The organism is Mobilitalea sibirica (assembly GCF_015999265.1).
Lineage (GTDB): Bacteria > Bacillota > Clostridia > Lachnospirales > Lachnospiraceae > Mobilitalea > Mobilitalea sibirica.
Genome location: NZ_JAEAGR010000027.1, coordinates 1 through 19,038 on the forward strand (window position 1 = coordinate 1; position 19,038 = coordinate 19,038).

General features: G+C 38.8%; 14 protein-coding genes. 13 read left to right on the top strand and 1 reads right to left on the bottom strand.

All coding sequences use genetic code 11. The annotated features are described in order from the left end of the window. The first annotated feature begins 281 nt into the window (after window positions 1–281). From I5677_RS16760 to lspA, 4 genes are all read left to right on the top strand, one after another. The gene (locus I5677_RS16760; protein WP_197662801.1) at window positions 282–2,234 is read left to right on the top strand and encodes a hypothetical protein; all 1,953 of its coding nucleotides are present in this window, start codon (window positions 282–284) and stop codon (window positions 2,232–2,234) included. An 18-nt stretch (window positions 2,235–2,252) separates the two neighbouring features. Then, window positions 2,253–3,281: a glycosyltransferase family 2 protein gene (locus tag I5677_RS16765; RefSeq protein WP_197662802.1), complete on the top strand. Its 1,029-nt coding sequence runs from the start codon at window positions 2,253–2,255 to the stop codon at window positions 3,279–3,281. Window positions 3,282–3,287: 6 nt separating this feature from the next. Continuing rightward, window positions 3,288–4,205, top strand: coding sequence for a hypothetical protein (locus I5677_RS16770; RefSeq protein ID WP_197662803.1), 918 nt, complete (start codon window positions 3,288–3,290; stop codon window positions 4,203–4,205). 332 nt (window positions 4,206–4,537) lie between these two features. Beyond that, window positions 4,538–5,020: a signal peptidase II gene (lspA, locus tag I5677_RS16775; RefSeq protein ID WP_197662804.1), complete on the top strand. Its 483-nt coding sequence runs from the start codon at window positions 4,538–4,540 to the stop codon at window positions 5,018–5,020. On the opposite strand, the gene I5677_RS16780 is transcribed toward lspA, so the two are convergent. Next, a complete protein-coding gene (locus tag I5677_RS16780) occupies window positions 4,967–6,580 on the bottom strand; it encodes a CTP synthase (protein WP_197662805.1) in 1,614 nt (537 codons plus the stop codon). The two genes, lspA and I5677_RS16780, sit on opposite strands and share 54 nt — an antisense overlap. Before the next feature lie 461 nt (window positions 6,581–7,041). Between I5677_RS16780 and ftsH the strand changes: the two genes are divergently transcribed. The 9 genes from ftsH to I5677_RS16825 all read left to right on the top strand — a co-directional run bounded on the left by ftsH (window position 7,042) and on the right by I5677_RS16825 (window position 18,794). Continuing rightward, window positions 7,042–9,060 carry an ATP-dependent zinc metalloprotease FtsH gene (gene ftsH / locus I5677_RS16785; RefSeq protein ID WP_197662806.1) on the top strand — a complete coding sequence of 673 codons (2,019 nt, stop codon included), beginning with the start codon at window positions 7,042–7,044 and terminating at the stop codon, window positions 9,058–9,060. Between the two features lie 638 nt (window positions 9,061–9,698). Then, window positions 9,699–11,567, top strand: coding sequence for an excinuclease ABC subunit UvrC (gene uvrC / locus I5677_RS16790; protein WP_197662807.1), 1,869 nt, complete (start codon window positions 9,699–9,701; stop codon window positions 11,565–11,567). A 66-nt stretch (window positions 11,568–11,633) separates the two neighbouring features. After that, window positions 11,634–12,563, top strand: a complete 930-nt coding sequence (gene hprK, locus I5677_RS16795) for an HPr(Ser) kinase/phosphatase (protein ID WP_197662808.1) — start codon at window positions 11,634–11,636, stop codon at window positions 12,561–12,563. A 234-nt stretch (window positions 12,564–12,797) separates the two neighbouring features. Then, on the top strand, window positions 12,798–13,745 hold the full coding sequence (locus I5677_RS16800; protein WP_197662809.1) for an ROK family glucokinase: 948 nt from the start codon (window positions 12,798–12,800) through the stop codon (window positions 13,743–13,745). A 71-nt stretch (window positions 13,746–13,816) separates the two neighbouring features. Next, a complete protein-coding gene (gene murB / locus I5677_RS16805; protein ID WP_243456635.1) occupies window positions 13,817–14,758 on the top strand; it encodes a UDP-N-acetylmuramate dehydrogenase in 942 nt (313 codons plus the stop codon). 123 nt (window positions 14,759–14,881) lie between these two features. Next, window positions 14,882–15,736 (top strand): RNase adapter RapZ, encoded by an 855-nt coding sequence (gene rapZ, locus I5677_RS16810; RefSeq protein ID WP_197662810.1) that lies wholly within the window; start codon window positions 14,882–14,884, stop codon window positions 15,734–15,736. A gap of 13 nt (window positions 15,737–15,749) precedes the next feature. Continuing rightward, window positions 15,750–16,715, top strand: coding sequence for a DNA-binding protein WhiA (gene whiA / locus I5677_RS16815; protein ID WP_197662811.1), 966 nt, complete (start codon window positions 15,750–15,752; stop codon window positions 16,713–16,715). Next, window positions 16,705–16,959 carry an HPr family phosphocarrier protein gene (locus I5677_RS16820; protein WP_197662812.1) on the top strand — a complete coding sequence of 85 codons (255 nt, stop codon included), beginning with the start codon at window positions 16,705–16,707 and terminating at the stop codon, window positions 16,957–16,959. The genes whiA and I5677_RS16820 overlap by 11 nt, the downstream gene beginning before the upstream one ends. A 383-nt stretch (window positions 16,960–17,342) precedes the next feature. Further along, window positions 17,343–18,794, top strand: coding sequence for a polysaccharide deacetylase family protein (locus tag I5677_RS16825; RefSeq protein WP_197662813.1), 1,452 nt, complete (start codon window positions 17,343–17,345; stop codon window positions 18,792–18,794). Window positions 18,795–19,038 lie beyond the last annotated feature (244 nt).

Genomic DNA, 19,038 nt, shown 5'->3' on the forward strand with positions numbered 1-19,038 from the left:
TGTTCAATACAATAATAATTGGTCTACCAAAAAGCTCAGGGGTTTTGCTATGGCTTATGATGATCTTCAGGAGATGTTTAACCTGAAGTACTCATAAATCTATTTACACAAAAATGTTGACACTATCGTTAAGGTAGCAACAGTATATTTAAAACAGGATAACTTTATGACAACCTTTTCTCAAATTAAAAGCAGTTAATATATTTAATCATAAAGCTGTAGGCTTTATATGGTTTATGTTACTTTATGTTACTGTAAGAGACGAAATGGAGGTAGAAGACATGATGCGAATGAAAAAATTAATGATTAAAGCATTAATGACATCACTAATCATTAACTTTGGTATTTTTTTCTTTACTAATGCTGAAACAATTTATGCAGCAGCAACCCCTGTAACAATTAATACAGTGGATTTTGAAGATGAAAATATCATTGTGAATAATAACGGCAATTCTAAGATTTATTTTGCAACAGAGAGCGAGGCTGCGAAAGATCGTTGGGATGTTATGCCGGCGGATACCGGTGCAACCAGTGAGATTGATTTTTCATGGGTTTCACCCACTTCGGATAATGTAATTAAGATTAAAGGTGATGTAGACCCGACGCAACAAAGGGTTGTACTTCCTGAAAGAACAAAGAAACTGGAGATATCAATCAATTATTCCAAAATGTCTTCTTTAGCAAAAGATGATCCGATTGCGAAACTACTCAATATAATGTCTACATCTGGAACGGGTGCCAATCCCATAGATTTTAATGATCTGGAATGGAAGAAGGGTGAGAGTGGGAAGTGGAAGGATATTAATGAATTAACAAAAGGACAATTGGAGAAATACCAGATAAGAGGAACCTATATATACTTTAGAATTATGGCAGTGAATGATGAAACAAGTGCTACGAATCCTTCTCCGGATGGCAGTAAAGGAAGACGGGTGAGCGATGAAGTAAAGCTTAAGATAGCGAAAAAAGCTACTGCTATGGTGGTTGGAATTGACGGTGAAGAATTCACCGCAAATATCCGCTATGGTAAAGAGTATCGTGTAACGGTAGACGGAGTTGGACCTACGGATTGGATTAAGGTTATGGATCGATCCGTAAGAGAACTGCCTTTAGCTACGATTGCAAATGATGGTTCCAACGGAACGACAATACCTTTTAAGAATATGTTTTTAGAAATCAGGGATTATTCTACAGCAAGGACAGCATCTTCCAAGATTACAGAGATTGAACTGGATGATCAGAGAACATTGACCAATCCTATTGTCGAAGGAGATGCGCCGGACGGTGCTACCGCTGCAGATCCTAACATATATGTCTCATATAATGGAGTGAAAAATATGGTAATTACCATACCTTCCGCTTCTAAGGAATTACCATATGAGTATTGTGTGGTTAAAAGTGGTGACTTCTTTGAATTAGATAGAGTGAGATGGTCTTCAATTACAAAGAATACCCCGGTTAAGATCTTAACCAGTAAGGCGGTTGAAGGCGGTACTCTGTATGTTAGACAAAAGGAGATAAAATCGAAGGAAGCAACCAGATATACACCGGCTGTTGCTTATGCTTTGGCTTCTACTTATGTTACGCATACGATAAATTATCCTTCCATACCGGAAACAGATAAAGCTACATATACCTTTGTTAAGCAGACAGGAGATACGGTTACTTTCGATATCAAGTTAAATGTACTCGGTAAGAAGCCATTTGAAACCGATATTAAAACGATTAAATTAGGAACCAAGGAATTAGGTTATACAAGAACTTATATACCGGTAACTCCGGATCCTAATAATACAACAATTGAATATGTAATGAGAGTTACCCTAAATTCAGCTGACTTGGAGAATATGACCAATACCTACAACAGAGCATTATCCTTATATTATATGAATGGAACCATAGATAAATATACAGTTAAGCTCACCATTAAAAACAGGACTCCTGCCTATGCCTTAACAGTCGACATACAGCCGGGTACAGCAGGAGCAACCCAGGCAAACGTAGTAAGTACGGTACCTACCGGTAACGAACTGGTTTATACGATAACCGATGCTGAGATTGTGGATAAGTATATGGAGGAAATTATTCCGGTTGGTTCGGCCGATGCCTTTACGAACGGACAAAATATACCTATAACAGCCAACCGATATCTGACCATATATGAGATTAACTCTACTACAAGGAATATTGTAAAATATAGAAGCATTCAAATAACCGCTGGAGATATTGGATAAGACAGGAGACGTAAATCGATGATTACCATAAGTGTATGCATGATCGTGAAGGATGAGGAAGCCGTTCTGGCAAGATGCCTGGATACTTTAAAAGGTATTGCAGATGAAATTATTATTGTTGATACAGGGTCATCCGATTCTACCAAACAGATTGCGGCATGTTATACGGACAAGATTTATGATTTTCCTTGGGTCCATGATTTTTCAGCAGCCAGGAACTATTCCTTATCAAAGGCTTCGATGGATTATATCTATGTGGCAGATGCAGATGAAGTGTTAGATGATGATAACCGTAAGAGGTTTCTGTCTCTTAAGGAGCATCTGCCACAGGAAGTAGAGATTGTTCAGATGAAGTACGCGAATCAACTGGCATTCAATACAACCTATAATTATGATATCGAATATCGACCAAAGCTTTACAAAAGGCTACGTAGCCTCCGGTTTGTAGACCCGGTTCATGAAAGCGTAGCATTGGAACCTTGTGTTTATGACAGTGATATTACAATACTGCATATGCCTCAGAGTAACCATGCGGCCAGAGATTTTGATACCTTTCAACGAGCAATAAAAAGGGACGGGAGATTATCTCCGAAACTTTTTGAGATGTATGCCAGAGAGCTTTTTATTGCAGGAGAGGAAAAAGACTTCTTAGATGCGTTTTCTTTCTTTAAGGATTTTGCTGTCAGGGAAGATTATACTGAACGGGAACGTAAGATTTGTGATTGTGTTCTGGTCAGGTGTTATCATTATATGAAGGATATAACCGGGTTATTAAAATACGGGCTTAAGAATATTGCAGACGGTAAGGCATCTTCAGAGGTATGCTATGAACTGGGTGAGTTCTTTTTCAAACAGAATGATTATAAGGAAGCAACCATATGGTTTTATAATGCAGCCTATGAGACAGAATGTGAATTAAATTTACGTTTTAGTGGAGAATATCCCTTAAAACGTCTTACCGAATGCTATCGTCTCTTAGGTAACAAAGAACAGGAAGAAGCATATCAGGCACTTTATGATGCCTGGTGTAAGGAAAATATGAGGTGATTTCGCTTGACACAGAACATCAGGGATATCTTTGAACAGAATACTTTATTGATTGAACAGTTGGATAAGGCGGTTATCTGTTTTCGTAGACAGTTAAATGATAAGGCTTTGTCTATGGTTGCGAACTCCTTCGATCAGATAAAGCATGCAGTCGAGGCAATTATTGAAGATAGAGAATACTTTAATTTGGTTTCGACGGATTCTGTATTGGAGATGCTGACAGCCATATTAGAGGCACAAAAGAACCGGGATTACATCCTGTTAACAGATTTATTGGAGCTTCAGCTAATCAGTTTCTTATGTGGTGTACAGGAGCTGATTATAAGTAAAGAAGAGATTGTCTTTGATGAAGATAAATATCAGGATAACATAGCAGTACTTATAAAGAAGGGTATTGGCTTTTCTGAACTGATACTTGAACCAATCAATACCGCTCAGCTTTTAAAGAGTGGGTATAGAGTGGAATTTACCTCCAGTGGGAGAATGACCTTAGCTGCAGAGAATGAGGGAGCTAAGTTTTATTTCCATACAAACAGCAAAGTGAAAGAAGAAGCGTATCTTTTAGCTGATTATTGGAGTAGAGAAGAGAAATTAAGTTATACACTTTATGGTATAGGAATGGGGTATCATATCAGTGAGCTTCACGAGTTGGCGCCGAAAGCAAAAATTAAAATATATGAAGCTGACCTTAATGTAATTATGTTGGCCTGTGCCTTTACAGATATTAAAAAGCTTTTTGAGGATGACAGCGTAACTTTAGTCTATGATCCGGAATTTACCAAGCTAAAGGAAGAGCTTTTGAATATGCCGTCAGAGGATATGATTTATATTCATTATCCTTCGTATCAGAACATAAGAAAAAAAGAGGGAAGGAAATTGTTGGAAACCTATATTCCATGGTCTAAAACCATAGAATTCTGTTGATACTCATGGTAAGAAAAGAAGATATAGATTAATTACGATATAAATGAGTTAAAGAAGTACCATATAACCATCAGATCTATAATTGATTTTTTTATTCATCTTAAGTTAAGATTCTAGATACTGGTAGTATAAATACATCATTTATACGTATCGTAAGATAATAAAACTAATAGAGCCGTTATAAAAGGGAGTATAAGAGAATATGACTTACCACACATACACTAGCTGTGAATTAAGAGTAAGCCATACTTCTAACTTATTCATTCTGAATAGCCTCCCTATCAATAGGTACATATAACTTTATTAATGATATCAATAAGGAGGTATTCCCAATGCTTTATATCTTTCTGATCGTGGCGATCGTTATACTGGAAACCAAAATAAAAAATTACATTGAAAAGAACAGACAGATTGGTCAAAAAGAGGAGATCTTAGGTGGTAAGATTATCTTAAAGAAGCAGTATAACCGTGGTATGTTTCTAAACTTCTTAGAAGATAAAAAAGACCTTGTAATAAAGATATCCGGTATATTTCTAGGGATCTTACTTATCGTATTTACAATATTACTTCCGAAGAAACACAATAAATTATTAAAGCTGGGACTTGCTCTCTGCTTAGGTGGTGCCATAAGTAATATGGCGGACCGTATTAACCGGGGATATGTGGTTGATTATTTCAGCTTTAATTGTAAGATGCTTAAATCAGTTGTATTTAACTTGGCAGATATCTTCATCCTACTTGGTTCAATTCTTGTTATACTTTCATCCACCTTTTCTTCTAAGGGAAAGGGCTGCACCTATGAACCCACGGAATAGAGGGTGAGCTTTATTCGGTCTTGATTTAAATTCCGGATGAGCCTGAGTTGCTAAAAACCAAGGGTGATCATCCAGTTCTATCATTTCAACGATCCTTCCGTCAGGAGAAAGACCGGATAACCTAAGACCGTGTTTTATAAATTCATCACGGTACACATTGTTTACCTCATAACGATGACGATGCCGTTCATTTATAATTTTATCACCATAGAGTTGATAAGCGGTGGAGGTTTCGTCCAGTACACAGGGGTAAGAACCAAGTCTTAAGGTTCCGCCGATATCTTCAATACCATCCTGCTCCGGCATAAGATGAATGACCGGATGGGGAGTGGTAGGATCCAGCTCCATGCTATGAGCACCTTCATAGCCAATTACATTTCTGGTAAATTCTATGATAGCCAGCTGCATACCCAGACATAATCCCAAGAAGGGAATTTTATGTTCGCGGGCATAGCGGATGGCATTTATTTTGCCTTCAATTCCCCGGTCACCGAATCCACCAGGTACTAAAATTCCGTCTACATCCTGTAAAAGCTCCTCTGCATTTTCCACCGTTACAGTTTCTGAGGGAATCCATTTAATATGAATAGATACATTATTCGCTACAGCTCCGTGTTTTAGAGATTCTACGACACTGATATATGCATCATGAAGCTGTGTGTATTTTCCTACTAAGGCAATACTGAGTTCTCCTTTTGGATTTTTGAGTTTAGTAACCATATCCTCCCAATCGGATAAATCCGGATCGGGACAAGGTAGTCTTAGACTGGATAGAGCTACATCTGCAATGTGTTCCTGTTCCAGGGCCAGAGGGGCCTCATATAGATGTTCCACATCCATATTCTGAAGAACATGGGAGCTGGGAACATTACAAAACAGAGCAATTTTATCTTTAATACCGGGCTCTAAGGGGTGTTCTGTCCTGCAAACAATAATATCAGGACGTAGCCCCATGCCCTGAAGTTCTTTGACACTGGCCTGGGTTGGTTTTGTCTTCATCTCTCCTGAGGCTTTAATGTAAGGGATCAATGTAACATGTATTAAGATAACATTATGGTCACCCATATCCTGACGAAATTGTCTGATTGCTTCCAAAAAAGGCTGACTTTCGATATCTCCGACGGTTCCTCCCACTTCAATGATTGCAATATGGGTATCCTGACATTGATCATTTCTATAGAAGCGACTTTTGATTTCATTTGTTATATGGGGGATAACCTGTACAGTGCCTCCGCCAAAATCGCCTCTTCTTTCCTTTGATAATACCGACCAATAGATTTTACCGGTGGTTACATTCGATTTCTTATTAAGGCTTTCATCAATAAACCGTTCATAATGACCTAAGTCCAGATCCGTTTCTGCCCCGTCATCCGTTACGAACACCTCACCGTGCTGGATTGGATTCATGGTACCGGGGTCAATGTTGATATAGGGATCAAACTTTTGCATGGTCACATGATAGCCACGGGCCTTTAATAACCGGCCGAGGGAAGCAGCAGTAATTCCCTTACCTAATCCTGAGACAACTCCTCCGGTTACAAATACATATTTTACAGCCATATTTTTACCTCCTCTTTATCCTACGCTTTATTCATCGAATTATATTACTTATATTGTTTCGCAAGTTTTACCATTTATGCCATAAAAAAAGGCCAAGGACCTAAGGTGTTTTTCCTTGGTCTAAGGCATTTTAGGGTAAGGGTAGCCTGTGCTCCTTTTGGTGGACCTTAAACCATCTCCGGCTCCCTTGCTGGCATATATTTTTTAATTAACATATTATACAACAGGCCAAAGTAGAAGTCAAATACTACATTATCTCCTTAGACATCTTTTGTGATACACACTTAGGTACCTTGTACATAATTTAAACACAGAATTTTAAGAACAAATTTATTGATTTATGGCAACACTATCAGTTATAATGATATATACGGTTACAGCTGGCAGATAAAGGAATATTACATCCTATTTTTATAGATTTTTGCCATGATATCTGGTGATTAGTAAAACAGGAGGAATGAATGGATAATAATAACAATAAGAACAATAAAAACAATATGCCGAATAAAACAGCCATTATTGTTACTCTGATTGCGACTTTGGTAATCTGGTATATGTTTACCATGATTTCAAATCAGATTAAAGATAGTACTAATATTGAAAAAACTTATGATGAATTCTTAACTATGCTTGATAATGAAAATGTTAAGTATGTTGAGATACAGGCTCAGGAAGACAGAATTATCTTTACACCGGTGAATCAACCCAATTCCGCTTATGATATCACCTATTACACCGGATATATCTACGATCCGGAGCTGGTGAACAGACTTGATGAAGCGGGAATACAGTATAAAAAACAGGTGGCAGACAATCGAAATTCTGTACTGGAATCCATATTATCAATGCTATTACCCATCTTTGCTATTTATATCGTTATGTATCTTTTATTTAAATCCATATCGAAAAACAGCGGTGGAGTTATGGGTGTAGGTAAGAGTAATGCCAAGGTATATGTAGAAAAGCAAACCGGAGTCACCTTTAAGGATGTGGCCGGTCAGGAGGAAGCGAAAGAATCTTTAACTGAAATTGTAGACTTTCTTCACAATCCTGCAAAGTATACCCGGATTGGTGCAAAACTTCCGAAGGGAGCACTTTTGGTAGGACCGCCGGGAACCGGTAAAACCTTGCTGGCCAAAGCTGTGGCAGGAGAAGCTAAGGTTCCGTTCTTTTCCCTGTCCGGTTCCGATTTTGTAGAAATGTTTGTTGGTGTAGGTGCATCCAGGGTAAGGGATTTATTTAAACAGGCACAACAGATGGCACCTTGTATTATATTTATTGATGAAATTGATGCGATTGGGAAAAGCAGAGATAACCACTATGGTGGCGGCAATGATGAACGGGAACAGACCTTGAATCAGCTTCTCTCTAATATGGATGGATTTGATTCCTCCAAGGGTCTGGTGGTTTTAGGTGCGACTAATCGTCCTGAGGTTTTAGACAAAGCGTTACTTCGTCCCGGACGATTTGACAGACGGATTATCGTTGATAAGCCGGATCTTAAGGGAAGAATTGATATCTTAAAGGTTCATAGTAAAAACGTATTGATGCATGATTCAGTTGATTTGGAAGCAATCGGCCGTGCAACCAGCGGTGCGGTTGGTTCGGATTTGGCGAACATGATTAATGAAGCTGCTATCTTAGCGGTAAAACAGGGAAGAACTGTGGTGACCCAGGATGATTTATTCGAATCCGTAGAAGTGGTAATTGCCGGTAAAGAAAAGAAGGATCGCATCCTAAGCAAGGAAGAGAAGAAGGTTGTTGCTTACCACGAGGTAGGTCACGCCTTAGTGACAGCTCTTGAAAAACATTCGGAACCGGTTCAAAAGATTACGATTGTTCCAAGAACCATGGGTTCCTTGGGGTATGTGATGCAGGTACCGGAAGAAGAGAAGTATCTGATGAGTCAGGACGAAATCCTCACCCGAATTGTCACCTTATTTGGTGGGCGGGCTGCAGAGGAATTAGTGTTTGGTTCCATAACCACCGGTGCTTCCAATGATATTGAGAAAGCGACCTCTCTTGCCAGAGCCATGGTAACACAGTACGGTATGTCTGAAAAATTCGGCCTGATGGGACTGGAATCTGTTGAAAGTAAGTACCTGGATGGAAGACCTGTGTTAAATTGCTCGGATGAAACAGCAGGTGAAATCGATAAAGAAGTTATGGCCATCCTAAAAAAATGCTATGAAAAGGCCGCTAAGCTACTTTCCGAAAACCGGGAGGTACTTGATAAAATTGCAGATCATCTGATCAGTAAAGAGACCATCACAGGGGAAGAGTTCATGAAGATTTACCGGGAGGTAAAGGGGATTGAAGAGCCTGTGAAACAGGAAGATAAGAAAACTTCAGCTTCCGTGGATAAAGATTTAGAGAAGAGCTCTGAAAGTAATATGGAGGAACTTCAAGTGGTGGAAAATCCGAACTATGGTGACGACGTAGAACCATCGGTTGACGAGAACGATAATAAGGAATCATAAATAACTTCATAAGTTATAATAAAGAAGGCGGGACATAAAATTCCTCATATTGGTTGGTTAGACTAGGCTGATTAAGTAGTAGGAAACTTATGTTTCGCCTTATTCATTGATATTAGTACAGTAATTAGATGTTATAGTTAGAGTATAATTATTATTGGCAAAACCGTGTTAGAAGCAGCGAAATGATTATCCCGATGCTCCCCAAGGACTGGTGTATAAGAACATGGGAGTACAGGAAAATCAGAACTGTACAACCATAACTCTGTGGTATAGACAGGATAAGTGCGCCCATTCAGAGGGAGTGTGGGCAGATACCGGAAAACGATTAGCCGATTTTCGAGTGGGTTTAAGCATGCTAGTTCGTTTCGCGAGCGACCAATGATCCTATCGGGAGGAGCGAAACGTAATAGACGCATGCTTAAACTCCCGAAAATAGAGCTTGTTTTACGGTACTGCCTACATCTTTCTATGAAAATGGGCAAACTTATCCGTACGGAAGTACAAGAAAAAACTAAGGAATAAAAGCTGATTGGGGCGTTGCCAATAAGTACTTGAAACAAACGATGTTATAAGATACTAGGAATTTGTCCGGAGAATGTGATATAATGTGAGTGCCATATTAGTAAGAGGAGTACACTATGTTTCATATAGAGGAAGAACTTAAAAAATTACCGGCAAAGCCCGGTGTATATATTATGAGGGATGAGAAAGATAATATTATCTATGTCGGAAAGGCAATCATCCTAAAGAACAGGGTTAGACAATACTTTCAGAACAGTAGGAATCTGACTCCAAAAATCCGGCAGATGGTAGAGAAAATCGACCATTTTGAATACATTATAACCGATTCAGAGCTGGAAGCCCTGGTACTGGAATGCAATCTTATCAAAGAGCATATGCCTAAATATAATACGATGCTTAAGGATGATAAAACTTATCCTTATATTCGGGTTACTGTAAATGAGCCATATCCAAGGGTCTTTTTTTCCAGAGAAATGAAGAAGGATAAGGCAAAGTATTTCGGACCTTATACCAGTGCCGGAGCTGTTAAGGATATTTTGGACCTTCTGAGGAAGGTTTATAAAATCAGAACCTGTTCCAGAAACCTGCCAAAGGATATCGGTAAGGAGAGACCGTGTCTTTATTATCATATGGGACAGTGCGATGCGCCTTGTCAGGGCTACATCTCGAAAGAGGATTACAGGCGAAATATTGATGGAGTTATGGAATTTTTAAATGGTAATTATGCTCCGGTGGTTAAGATGTTAGAAAGCAGGATGCAGGAAGCTGCTGAAAATCTGGAATTTGAGAAAGCGGCTGAATTAAGGGATCTACTAAGTAGAGTAAAACAAATTGTAAATAAGCAAAAAATTACCAGCACCGATCAGATTGACAGAGATATTATAGCTTTTGCCAGAGATAAGGATGAAGCTGTGGTTCAGACCTTCTTTATCCGTAGCGGAAAACTGATTGGAAGAGATCATTTTCACCTTTCGGGGGTAGAAGGAGAATCGGATAGTCAGGTAATGACAAGTTTTATCAAACAGTTTTATGCCGGAACACCCTATATTCCCAAAGAGATATTCCTTGGGGTAAAAGCGGATGAGGAAGAGCTTATCATTGAATGGCTCAGCGCAAGAAGAGGTCAGAAGGTTCATCTTAAGGTTCCTCAAAAAGGAGAGAAGGAAAGGCTGGTGGATCTGGCAAGAAAGAATGCTGAACTGGTACTAAATCAGGATGTGGAAAAGATTAAAAGGGAAGAAGCCAGAACGACCGGAGCCTTAAAGGAATTGGCTAAAATGCTTGACCTGGCGCTAATTGAAAGAATTGAATCCTTTGACATTAGTAATACTTCGGGATTTGAAACGGTTGGTTCTATGGTAGTGTATGAAAAGGGGAAACCAAAGAAAGCGGATTATCGTAAATTCAAGATAAAATCCATTCATGGTCCGGACGATTACGCTGCGATGTATGAGATGCTGACCCGAAGATTTACCCATGGACAGAAAGAACAGGAAGCCCTTAGGGAAAAACAACTGGATGAATCCCTAGGTAGTTTTACAAAATATCCGGATTTGATTTTAATGGATGGTGGGAAGGGACAAGTAGGTATCGCCCTTAAGGTTTTAAATGAGTTAAAAATCAATATTGCTGTCTGTGGTATGGTGAAAGACGATAACCACCGAACAAGAGGACTATATTATAATAATCAGGAATTGCCGATTGATAAAAGCAGTGAGTTGTTTAAATTAATTACAAGAATACAGGATGAAACCCATCGCTTTGCGATCGAATATCATAGGTCACTGAGGCAGAAAGCACAGGTTCGATCTATTCTTGATAACATTAACGGAGTAGGCCCAACCAGACGAAGGGCATTGATGAAATATTTTAAATCCATGGAGGCAATACAGGAGGCCGATATTGAAGAAATTATGAAGGTACCGGCTATGAACAGAAAATCCGCGGAGCAGGTTTATGAATATTTTCATAAACCCAGGGAGTAATAAACATTTACAGGAAATAAAAAAATATGTTAGAATGTATCAAATAAAAGAGAGAGGATGGATGGGATGTATACAGTTAAGTTAGTAAGTTTAATTGAAAAAATGAATTTGGAGAATTGTACTCCGGATATCAACATTCAAAGTATTAAGATCTCACAGCCGGATGTCAACAGACCAGCCCTTCAGCTGGCAGGTTTCTTTGCTCATTTTGATTCAGAGCGTGTGCAGGTAATCGGGCACGTGGAGCAGGCATATCTGCAGAAGATGGACAGAGAGCATATGCTTAACATTATGGAAAAGCTTATGGATTATAGGGTGCCTTGCATTATCTTTAGCAGAAATATGGAGATTGATCAAGAGATTTTACGGATTGCTACTGAAAAAGAAGTACCCATTCTTAGAACCTCTAAGACTACATCCTCCTTTATGGCGGAAGTAATCCGTTGGTTGAACGTAGAGTTGGCTCCCAGAATTACCATACACGGAGGACTTGTGGACGTATACGGTGAAGGTATCCTGATTATGGGAGAGAGTGGTATTGGTAAAAGTGAGGCAGCGCTAGAATTAATTAAACGGGGACATCGTCTGGTTACGGATGATGTTGTTGAGATTAAAAAGGTAAGCGATGAAACTCTAATCGGTACCTCTCCGGATATCACCAGACATTTTATAGAGCTACGCGGAATTGGAATCGTGGATGTTAAGACATTATTCGGTGTGGAAAGTGTAAAGAATACGCAGGCAATTGACCTGGTGATTAAGCTGGAAGAATGGAATAAGGAAAAGCAGTATGATCGCCTCGGTCTTGAGGAGCAATATATTGAATTTCTCGGTAATCGCGTTGTATGTCATTCCATCCCTATCCGTCCGGGAAGGAATCTGGCTATCATCTGTGAAGCTGCAGCCGTGAATTACCGTCAGAAAAAGATGGGATACAACGCGGCGCAGGAATTATATAACCGAGTGACAAACAATCTTAAAAAAACGGACAGTTAACTAGACATAGGAAGCAATAGATAATAAAGAAAAGCCTGTATGATTAATTATCCGATTAAGTATACAAATCTACAATGATTTCAGTATGAATATCATGGTAGTCTGAGATATATGTATTACTTGAGGATTGACTAACAGAATGAACAATAATATTGAGAGGAAATAAAATCTTTATCTCAACATAAGGAAATAAATAACATTGAATGATGAGGTTATGACAGAATGGAGGGTTATATGGAACAGCTATGTTTCGGAGTAGATATTGGAGGAACGGCCGTTAAGGTTGGTCTATTTACTACAGAGGGAAGACTGGTTGAAAAATGGGATTTTGCGACCAGAAAAACAAAAGAAGGAAAAGAAATCCTTAAAGATGTAGCAGATTTCATTAAGGAGAAAATACAGATACTTAAGCTGGATATGGGGAGTATTCTAGGTATTGGTATTGGTTTGCCGGGTCCGGTGAAAGACAACGGAGAAGTTTTAGAGCTTCCTAACATGGGGCTTGGGCATTTTAATATAGAGAAAGAGATGCAGGAGCTAATTGGTCTTAAGGTAAAGGCGGCAAATGATGCTAACATTGCGGCCCTAGGTGAGCAATGGCAGGGTAGCGGTAAGGGATACCACAATATGGTATTAATTACCTTAGGAACCGGGGTTGGCGGCGGAGTCATCTTAAAGGATGCGATATTAGCCGGCAGTAACGGTGCAGGCGGTGAGATTGGTCACATGCTAGTGAATTATAAGGAAAAGGACAGATGCGGATGTGGGAAGCGTGGATGTTTGGAGCAATATGCTTCAGCTACCGGAATTGTAAGAATGGCAAAACGCAGCTTAAGTAGCAATAACAAAGCCTCTGCTCTTCAAAATATTGATAATATCAGCGCAAAAATAGTGTTTGACCTTGCTAAGGAGGGGGATGCACTAGCGCAGGATATAGTTAGTGAAGCCTGCAGATATCTGGGGATTGCATGTGCTAACATAGCACAGGTTATTGATCCGGAAGCTTTTATCATCGGTGGCGGTGTTTCCAAGGCAGGAGAAGTTCTTACAGATCAAATCAAAGAGTATTATGAAATTAATGTAATGGATGCATTGAAAAATAAAGATTTTAAGTTAGCCGTACTAGGTAATGATGCGGGAATTTACGGTGGTGCAAGGCTCATATTGGCATCAAACGGATAGGAGTTGAATATGGTTTAGAAGTATTGTATGATAGATACGAGTAAACCGACTCGTATTGAAGGAGGACATAATTGGAGGATCAAGTTTACAGCAAATTAAATCATATCCTACAAAAGGATCAGATAATGCAGAAGGAACGCTTGGAATATCATACTTCACTTCATATTGGGGGAGAGGCAGATTATCTGGTTACCCCATCAACTGTAGATGAGATAAAAGAAGTAACCATGCTTTGTAAGATGAATGCGATACCTTATTACATTATTGGTAACGGCAGCAATCTCTTAGCATCGGATCAAGGTTATCGTGGTGTTATTATTAAGCTGGGAGAGCGGTTTTCTCAGGTTACAATAGAAGATGGAAGGGTAACTGCTCAGGCAGGTGTGCTTTTGTCAAAACTGGCCAATATGGTTGCGAAAAATGGCTTGACAGGATTTGAATTTGCTGCAGGTATTCCTGGGACCCTTGGGGGTGCAGTTACGATGAATGCAGGAGCTTATGACGGAGAAATTAAACAATGCATTATAAGTGTAAAGGTCATGGATAGGCAGGGAGATGTTTTTGAATTAGATAAGGAAGAATTGGAACTGGAATATCGTAGTAGTATATTGCAAAAGAAAAACTATATTTTGTTGGAAGCTGTCTTACAGTTTGATCAGGGTGATATGATAAGTATCATGGAAAGAATAAATGAATTGAATAACCTACGTAAGGAAAAGCAGCCCTTGGAGCAATATAGCGCAGGCTCTACCTTTAAAAGACCGCAAGGATATTATGCCGGTAAACTCATCAATGATGCAGGACTACGTGGTTACCAAGTTGGTCAGGCAGCAGTATCAGAAAAACACTGTGGTTTTATCATTAATAAAGGGAGTGCTACAGCGAAGGAGTTTTTAACGGTTATACAGGATGTAAGAAGAACTGTTTATGAAAAATTCGGCGTAAAATTGGAGCCTGAGGTTAAATTTCTTGGAGAGTTTGATGAAGAACTGATAGAGGCAGAAATTATCTAAAGTATATTCATATTCAATCCGGATAAAAAGATAAAGAGCGGTGAAGTTAGCATAGTGGTACTCATACACTGTTCTTTCGTTTTTTTGCTCCACTGTGAAGCGGTGGCATGGAGGTTAATGTAAATGAGATTTGTAATCGTAACCGGCATGTCCGGTGCAGGAAAAAGTTCGGTTCTGAAAATGTTGGAGGACGCAGGGTATTTTTGCGTAGATAATCTGCCAATCCAACTTGTGAAAAAATTCGTTAAATTGATCTTCCAAGGTAATCAAAAAAAAGTGGCCTTGGGGCTTGATATTCGTAGTGGTCAATCGCTGAAGGAACTGGATAATGTGCTGCAAGATATGAAAAAGTCAGGTTTTACTTATGAAATCTTGTTTTTGGATTGTACACCTGAGGTACTTGTAAAACGATATAAAGAAACCAGGCGAAATCACCCTCTTTCCGGGATAGGAAGAGTAGATAAGGGGATTGAGCTGGAACGGGAAGAGTTGGATTTTCTAAGAAAAAAGGCAGATACGATTATTGATACAAGTCATCTCCTCATCCGTGAGTTAAAGACCCAAATTAATCGTATCTATGTAGAAGATGTAAAGTTTAATAATTTTTATGTTACGATTCTTTCCTTTGGTTTTAAATATGGGATACCGGTTGATTCAGATCTGGTTTTTGATGTAAGGTTTCTTCCTAATCCTTATTATATACCTGAGTTAAAGAAAATGACAGGAAGAGATCCTGAAGTAAAGCAATATGTAATGGAAGCAGATGCCGCAAAACAGTTTCTGAATAAATTAGAGGACATGTTATTATTTCTAATTCCTCATTATATAGCAGAGGGTAAGAACCAATTGGTGGTCAGTATCGGATGTACCGGAGGAAAGCACCGTTCCGTTACCCTTGTCAGCGAACTTAAAAAAAAGCTTTTAAATACGGAGTATGGAATAAAATCAGAGCATAGAGATATTGAAAAAGATGAATAAAGGTAGTGTTAAGATGTCATTTTCAAAAGATGTAAAGGAAGAATTATCCTTACAGTTAAGTACTGCAAGGCATTGCAGGCTGGCAGAGTTGTCAGCAATTCTTATCTTTGGTGGGCAGTTTATAAAGTCCGGTTCGAAACCTTACTTAAAGTTACAGACAGAAAGTATTGTTGTTGCAAGAAAATACTTTACATTAATAAGAAAAACATTTAATATAAATATTGATATTTCGGTAAGAAGAAATATGCATCTGAAAGAAAATCAGATGTATTCCTTGATTATCATGGATCAACCATCTGTGATTCAGATTTTACAGGCAGCAAAATTACCCTATGAAGATATAAAAAATGGGAGTTTTGGAAAGGTTAACCAGTTGATTGTACAGAATGCATGCTGTAAAAGAGCATTCATCAGAGGAGCATTCCTTTCCTCAGGCTCAATGAGTAATCCAAAAAAAGCCTATCATTTTGAAATCGTAGTGACGGATATGATTAAGGCAGAGCAGTTAAGAGACATGATACAAACTTTTTCAATTGATGCAAAGATAGTCAAACGGAAGAAAAATTATGTAGTGTATATTAAGGAAGGCTCTCAAATAGTTGAAATTTTAAATGTTATGGAAGCACATGTGGCTTTAATGGATTTAGAGAATGTAAGAATCCTTAAGGAGATGCGTAATTCTATTAACCGTCAGGTGAATTGTGAAGCAGCTAATATTAATAAGACCGTAGTAGCTGCATCAAAACAGATTGATGATATTATCTTTATCAGAGATCATATCGGATTTGGTGATTTGGCTGAAGGACTGGAAGAAATAGCTATGCTTAGAATTCAACATCCGGAGGCTTCGTTAAAGGAGCTGGGAACAATGCTTTTACCACCGATTGGTAAATCCGGTGTTAATCATAGATTACGTAAACTTAGTATGATAGCAGATAATTATCGGGAGCATAAGGAGGAAAACAGATATGATAACTAAGGAGATAGTAATTAAAATTCCTACCGGCTTAGAAGCCAGACCGGTTGCTTTGCTTGTTCAGGTAGCCAGTCAGTATGAGTGCAGCATTCATGTAATAAGCAATGATAAGAAGGTAAACGCTAAGAGTATTATGGGAATGATGAGCCTTGGAATTTCATCAGGAGAAACGGTAACAGTGACAGCAGATGGTCCGGATGAAGAGACGGCGATTGACAATATTGAGAAGTATTTGAGCAGTAAATAACAGAAACAATCAGAGTGTTGTGATACCAACGTATTGCAGCACTCCTTTTTTCGTGAAGGCAAAGCGAGCAGACTTAAAGTTTGTTCTATCCTATACCGGCTTTAAAGTTTACTTTATAAAGCCGGTATAGGATAGAACAACAAGCTTGCTTGTGAGGCTGCGAGCGCGCCCACGAACCTACGATACGAAGTATCGAAAGGTCTGAGTGAAGTTAATATGCCCTAACTAAATGGTAATATTTTATCTAAAAAATTATAATTTTGTAAAGAAATAAATCAATAATTGTGTTATAATAAATTGGTAACTATGATATCGCAATATAGATAGACAAAAACATAAATATTAGAATAGATAAGTGTTTCCCTTATAGAAAGAGGTGGCTTATGGCCGAACATCAGAATGAACATAATTCCGGTAATCCCAAAAAGAAAAAATTAAAACGGATTATACTAGTTGAAGCGCTCATCCTTGTAAGTCTAATAGGAGCCTTTCTGCTTATCAGTGCTTTGGATAAAAATGACAATTCAGATAAGCAAGCACCAATAGAAGATAATTTAGAAGATTCAGAAAGGGAAGAGGATATTGGTGAGGATGAGAAACCGGAAGATAAATTAACCCCGGAAGAGCTAGAAGCAAAGCTTGAGCAGGAAAGACTTCAAAAAGAGATTGAAGAAAGAGAAAATCTGATTATACAGGCGGACCGATTAGCAAAAAGCTATGACTATGATGGAGCGATTGAACTGATTAAGAGCTATGAAGGAGATGAAGGCGGCTATGAGGTATATCCGGTACTTATGGAAGCAATAGAAGGTTATGAGGCTACAAAGGCATCCTTAGTATTATATGGGGGCTCATATACTTCGGTCACTCAATTTAATCATATATTCTTCCATTCCTTAATTGCAGATAACGCCAAGGCGTTTGATAAAGACCGTGATCAGACAGGATACAACATGTATATGACTACAGTATTCGAGTTTGAAAAGATGATGCAGAGTATGTATGAGGATGGATATGTCCTTGTCAGTATGCATGATATGGTAAAACAGGTAACTAAAGAAGATGGTTCTACGGAATTTGTGGAGGCTGAGATATACCTGCCTGAAGGTAAGAAACCTTTTGTTTTATCTCAAGACGATGTTAACTATTATGACTACATGGACGGAGACGGTTTTGCATCAAGAATTGTGATAGGAGAAGATGGAAAGCCAACGACAGAGATGATAATGGAGGATGGAAGCGTTGTAACCGGTCCCTATGATATCGTTCCTATCTTAGATGCCTTTGTTGAAGAGCACCCTGATTTTTCATATCGTGGAGCGAAAGGGATATTAGCTCTGACTGGTTATGAAGGAGCCTTAGGATATCGCACGGATGATCCTAATTCACCAACTTATGAGCAGGATAAAGAAACTGTTAAGGCGGTTGCCGAGGCCCTTAAGGCCAATGGTTGGGAATTTGCATCCCATAGCTGGGGTCATAAAAATTCACAGACCATATCTTACGAGTTGTTTCAAAGGGATACCGAGCGTTGGGCGAATGAGGTTGCTCCTTTAATAGGACCAACGGATATCTATATTTTCCCCTTTGGTGTTGATATTGAAACTACCATGGGCCCCTATGTCAGTGATAAATATAAGCTTTTGAAAGAGCATGGTTTTAACTATTTTTGCGGTGTATATAAAGAGCCTTGGATGCAGATAAAAAAGAACTATGTCAGAATGACGAGACGGCCTTTGGATGGTCAGGCGATGCTTGAGTTTCCGGAGAGACTGGCAGATTTATTTGATGTGCCTGCAATAATAGATCCGGAACGTCCGGATAAGGATTGGTAAGAGAATATATGAAATAGCTGAAGTGGGAATCTTGGTCAAGCAATAGAACGGTTAGTACATTAATTGTTCTATTGCTTGACAAGCTTCTCACTTCATTTTAAATATAAGTTAATATAAAGGCTCATTGTCAAGTGTTGGGGTGTGATTCATTTGAATCATGCCCCAACACTGGTTTTAGAGCTATTTTTATGTTTATAGGTTCTATAAGGTGTTTTAGGGTGCACTTAATAAGCCTACCACTATT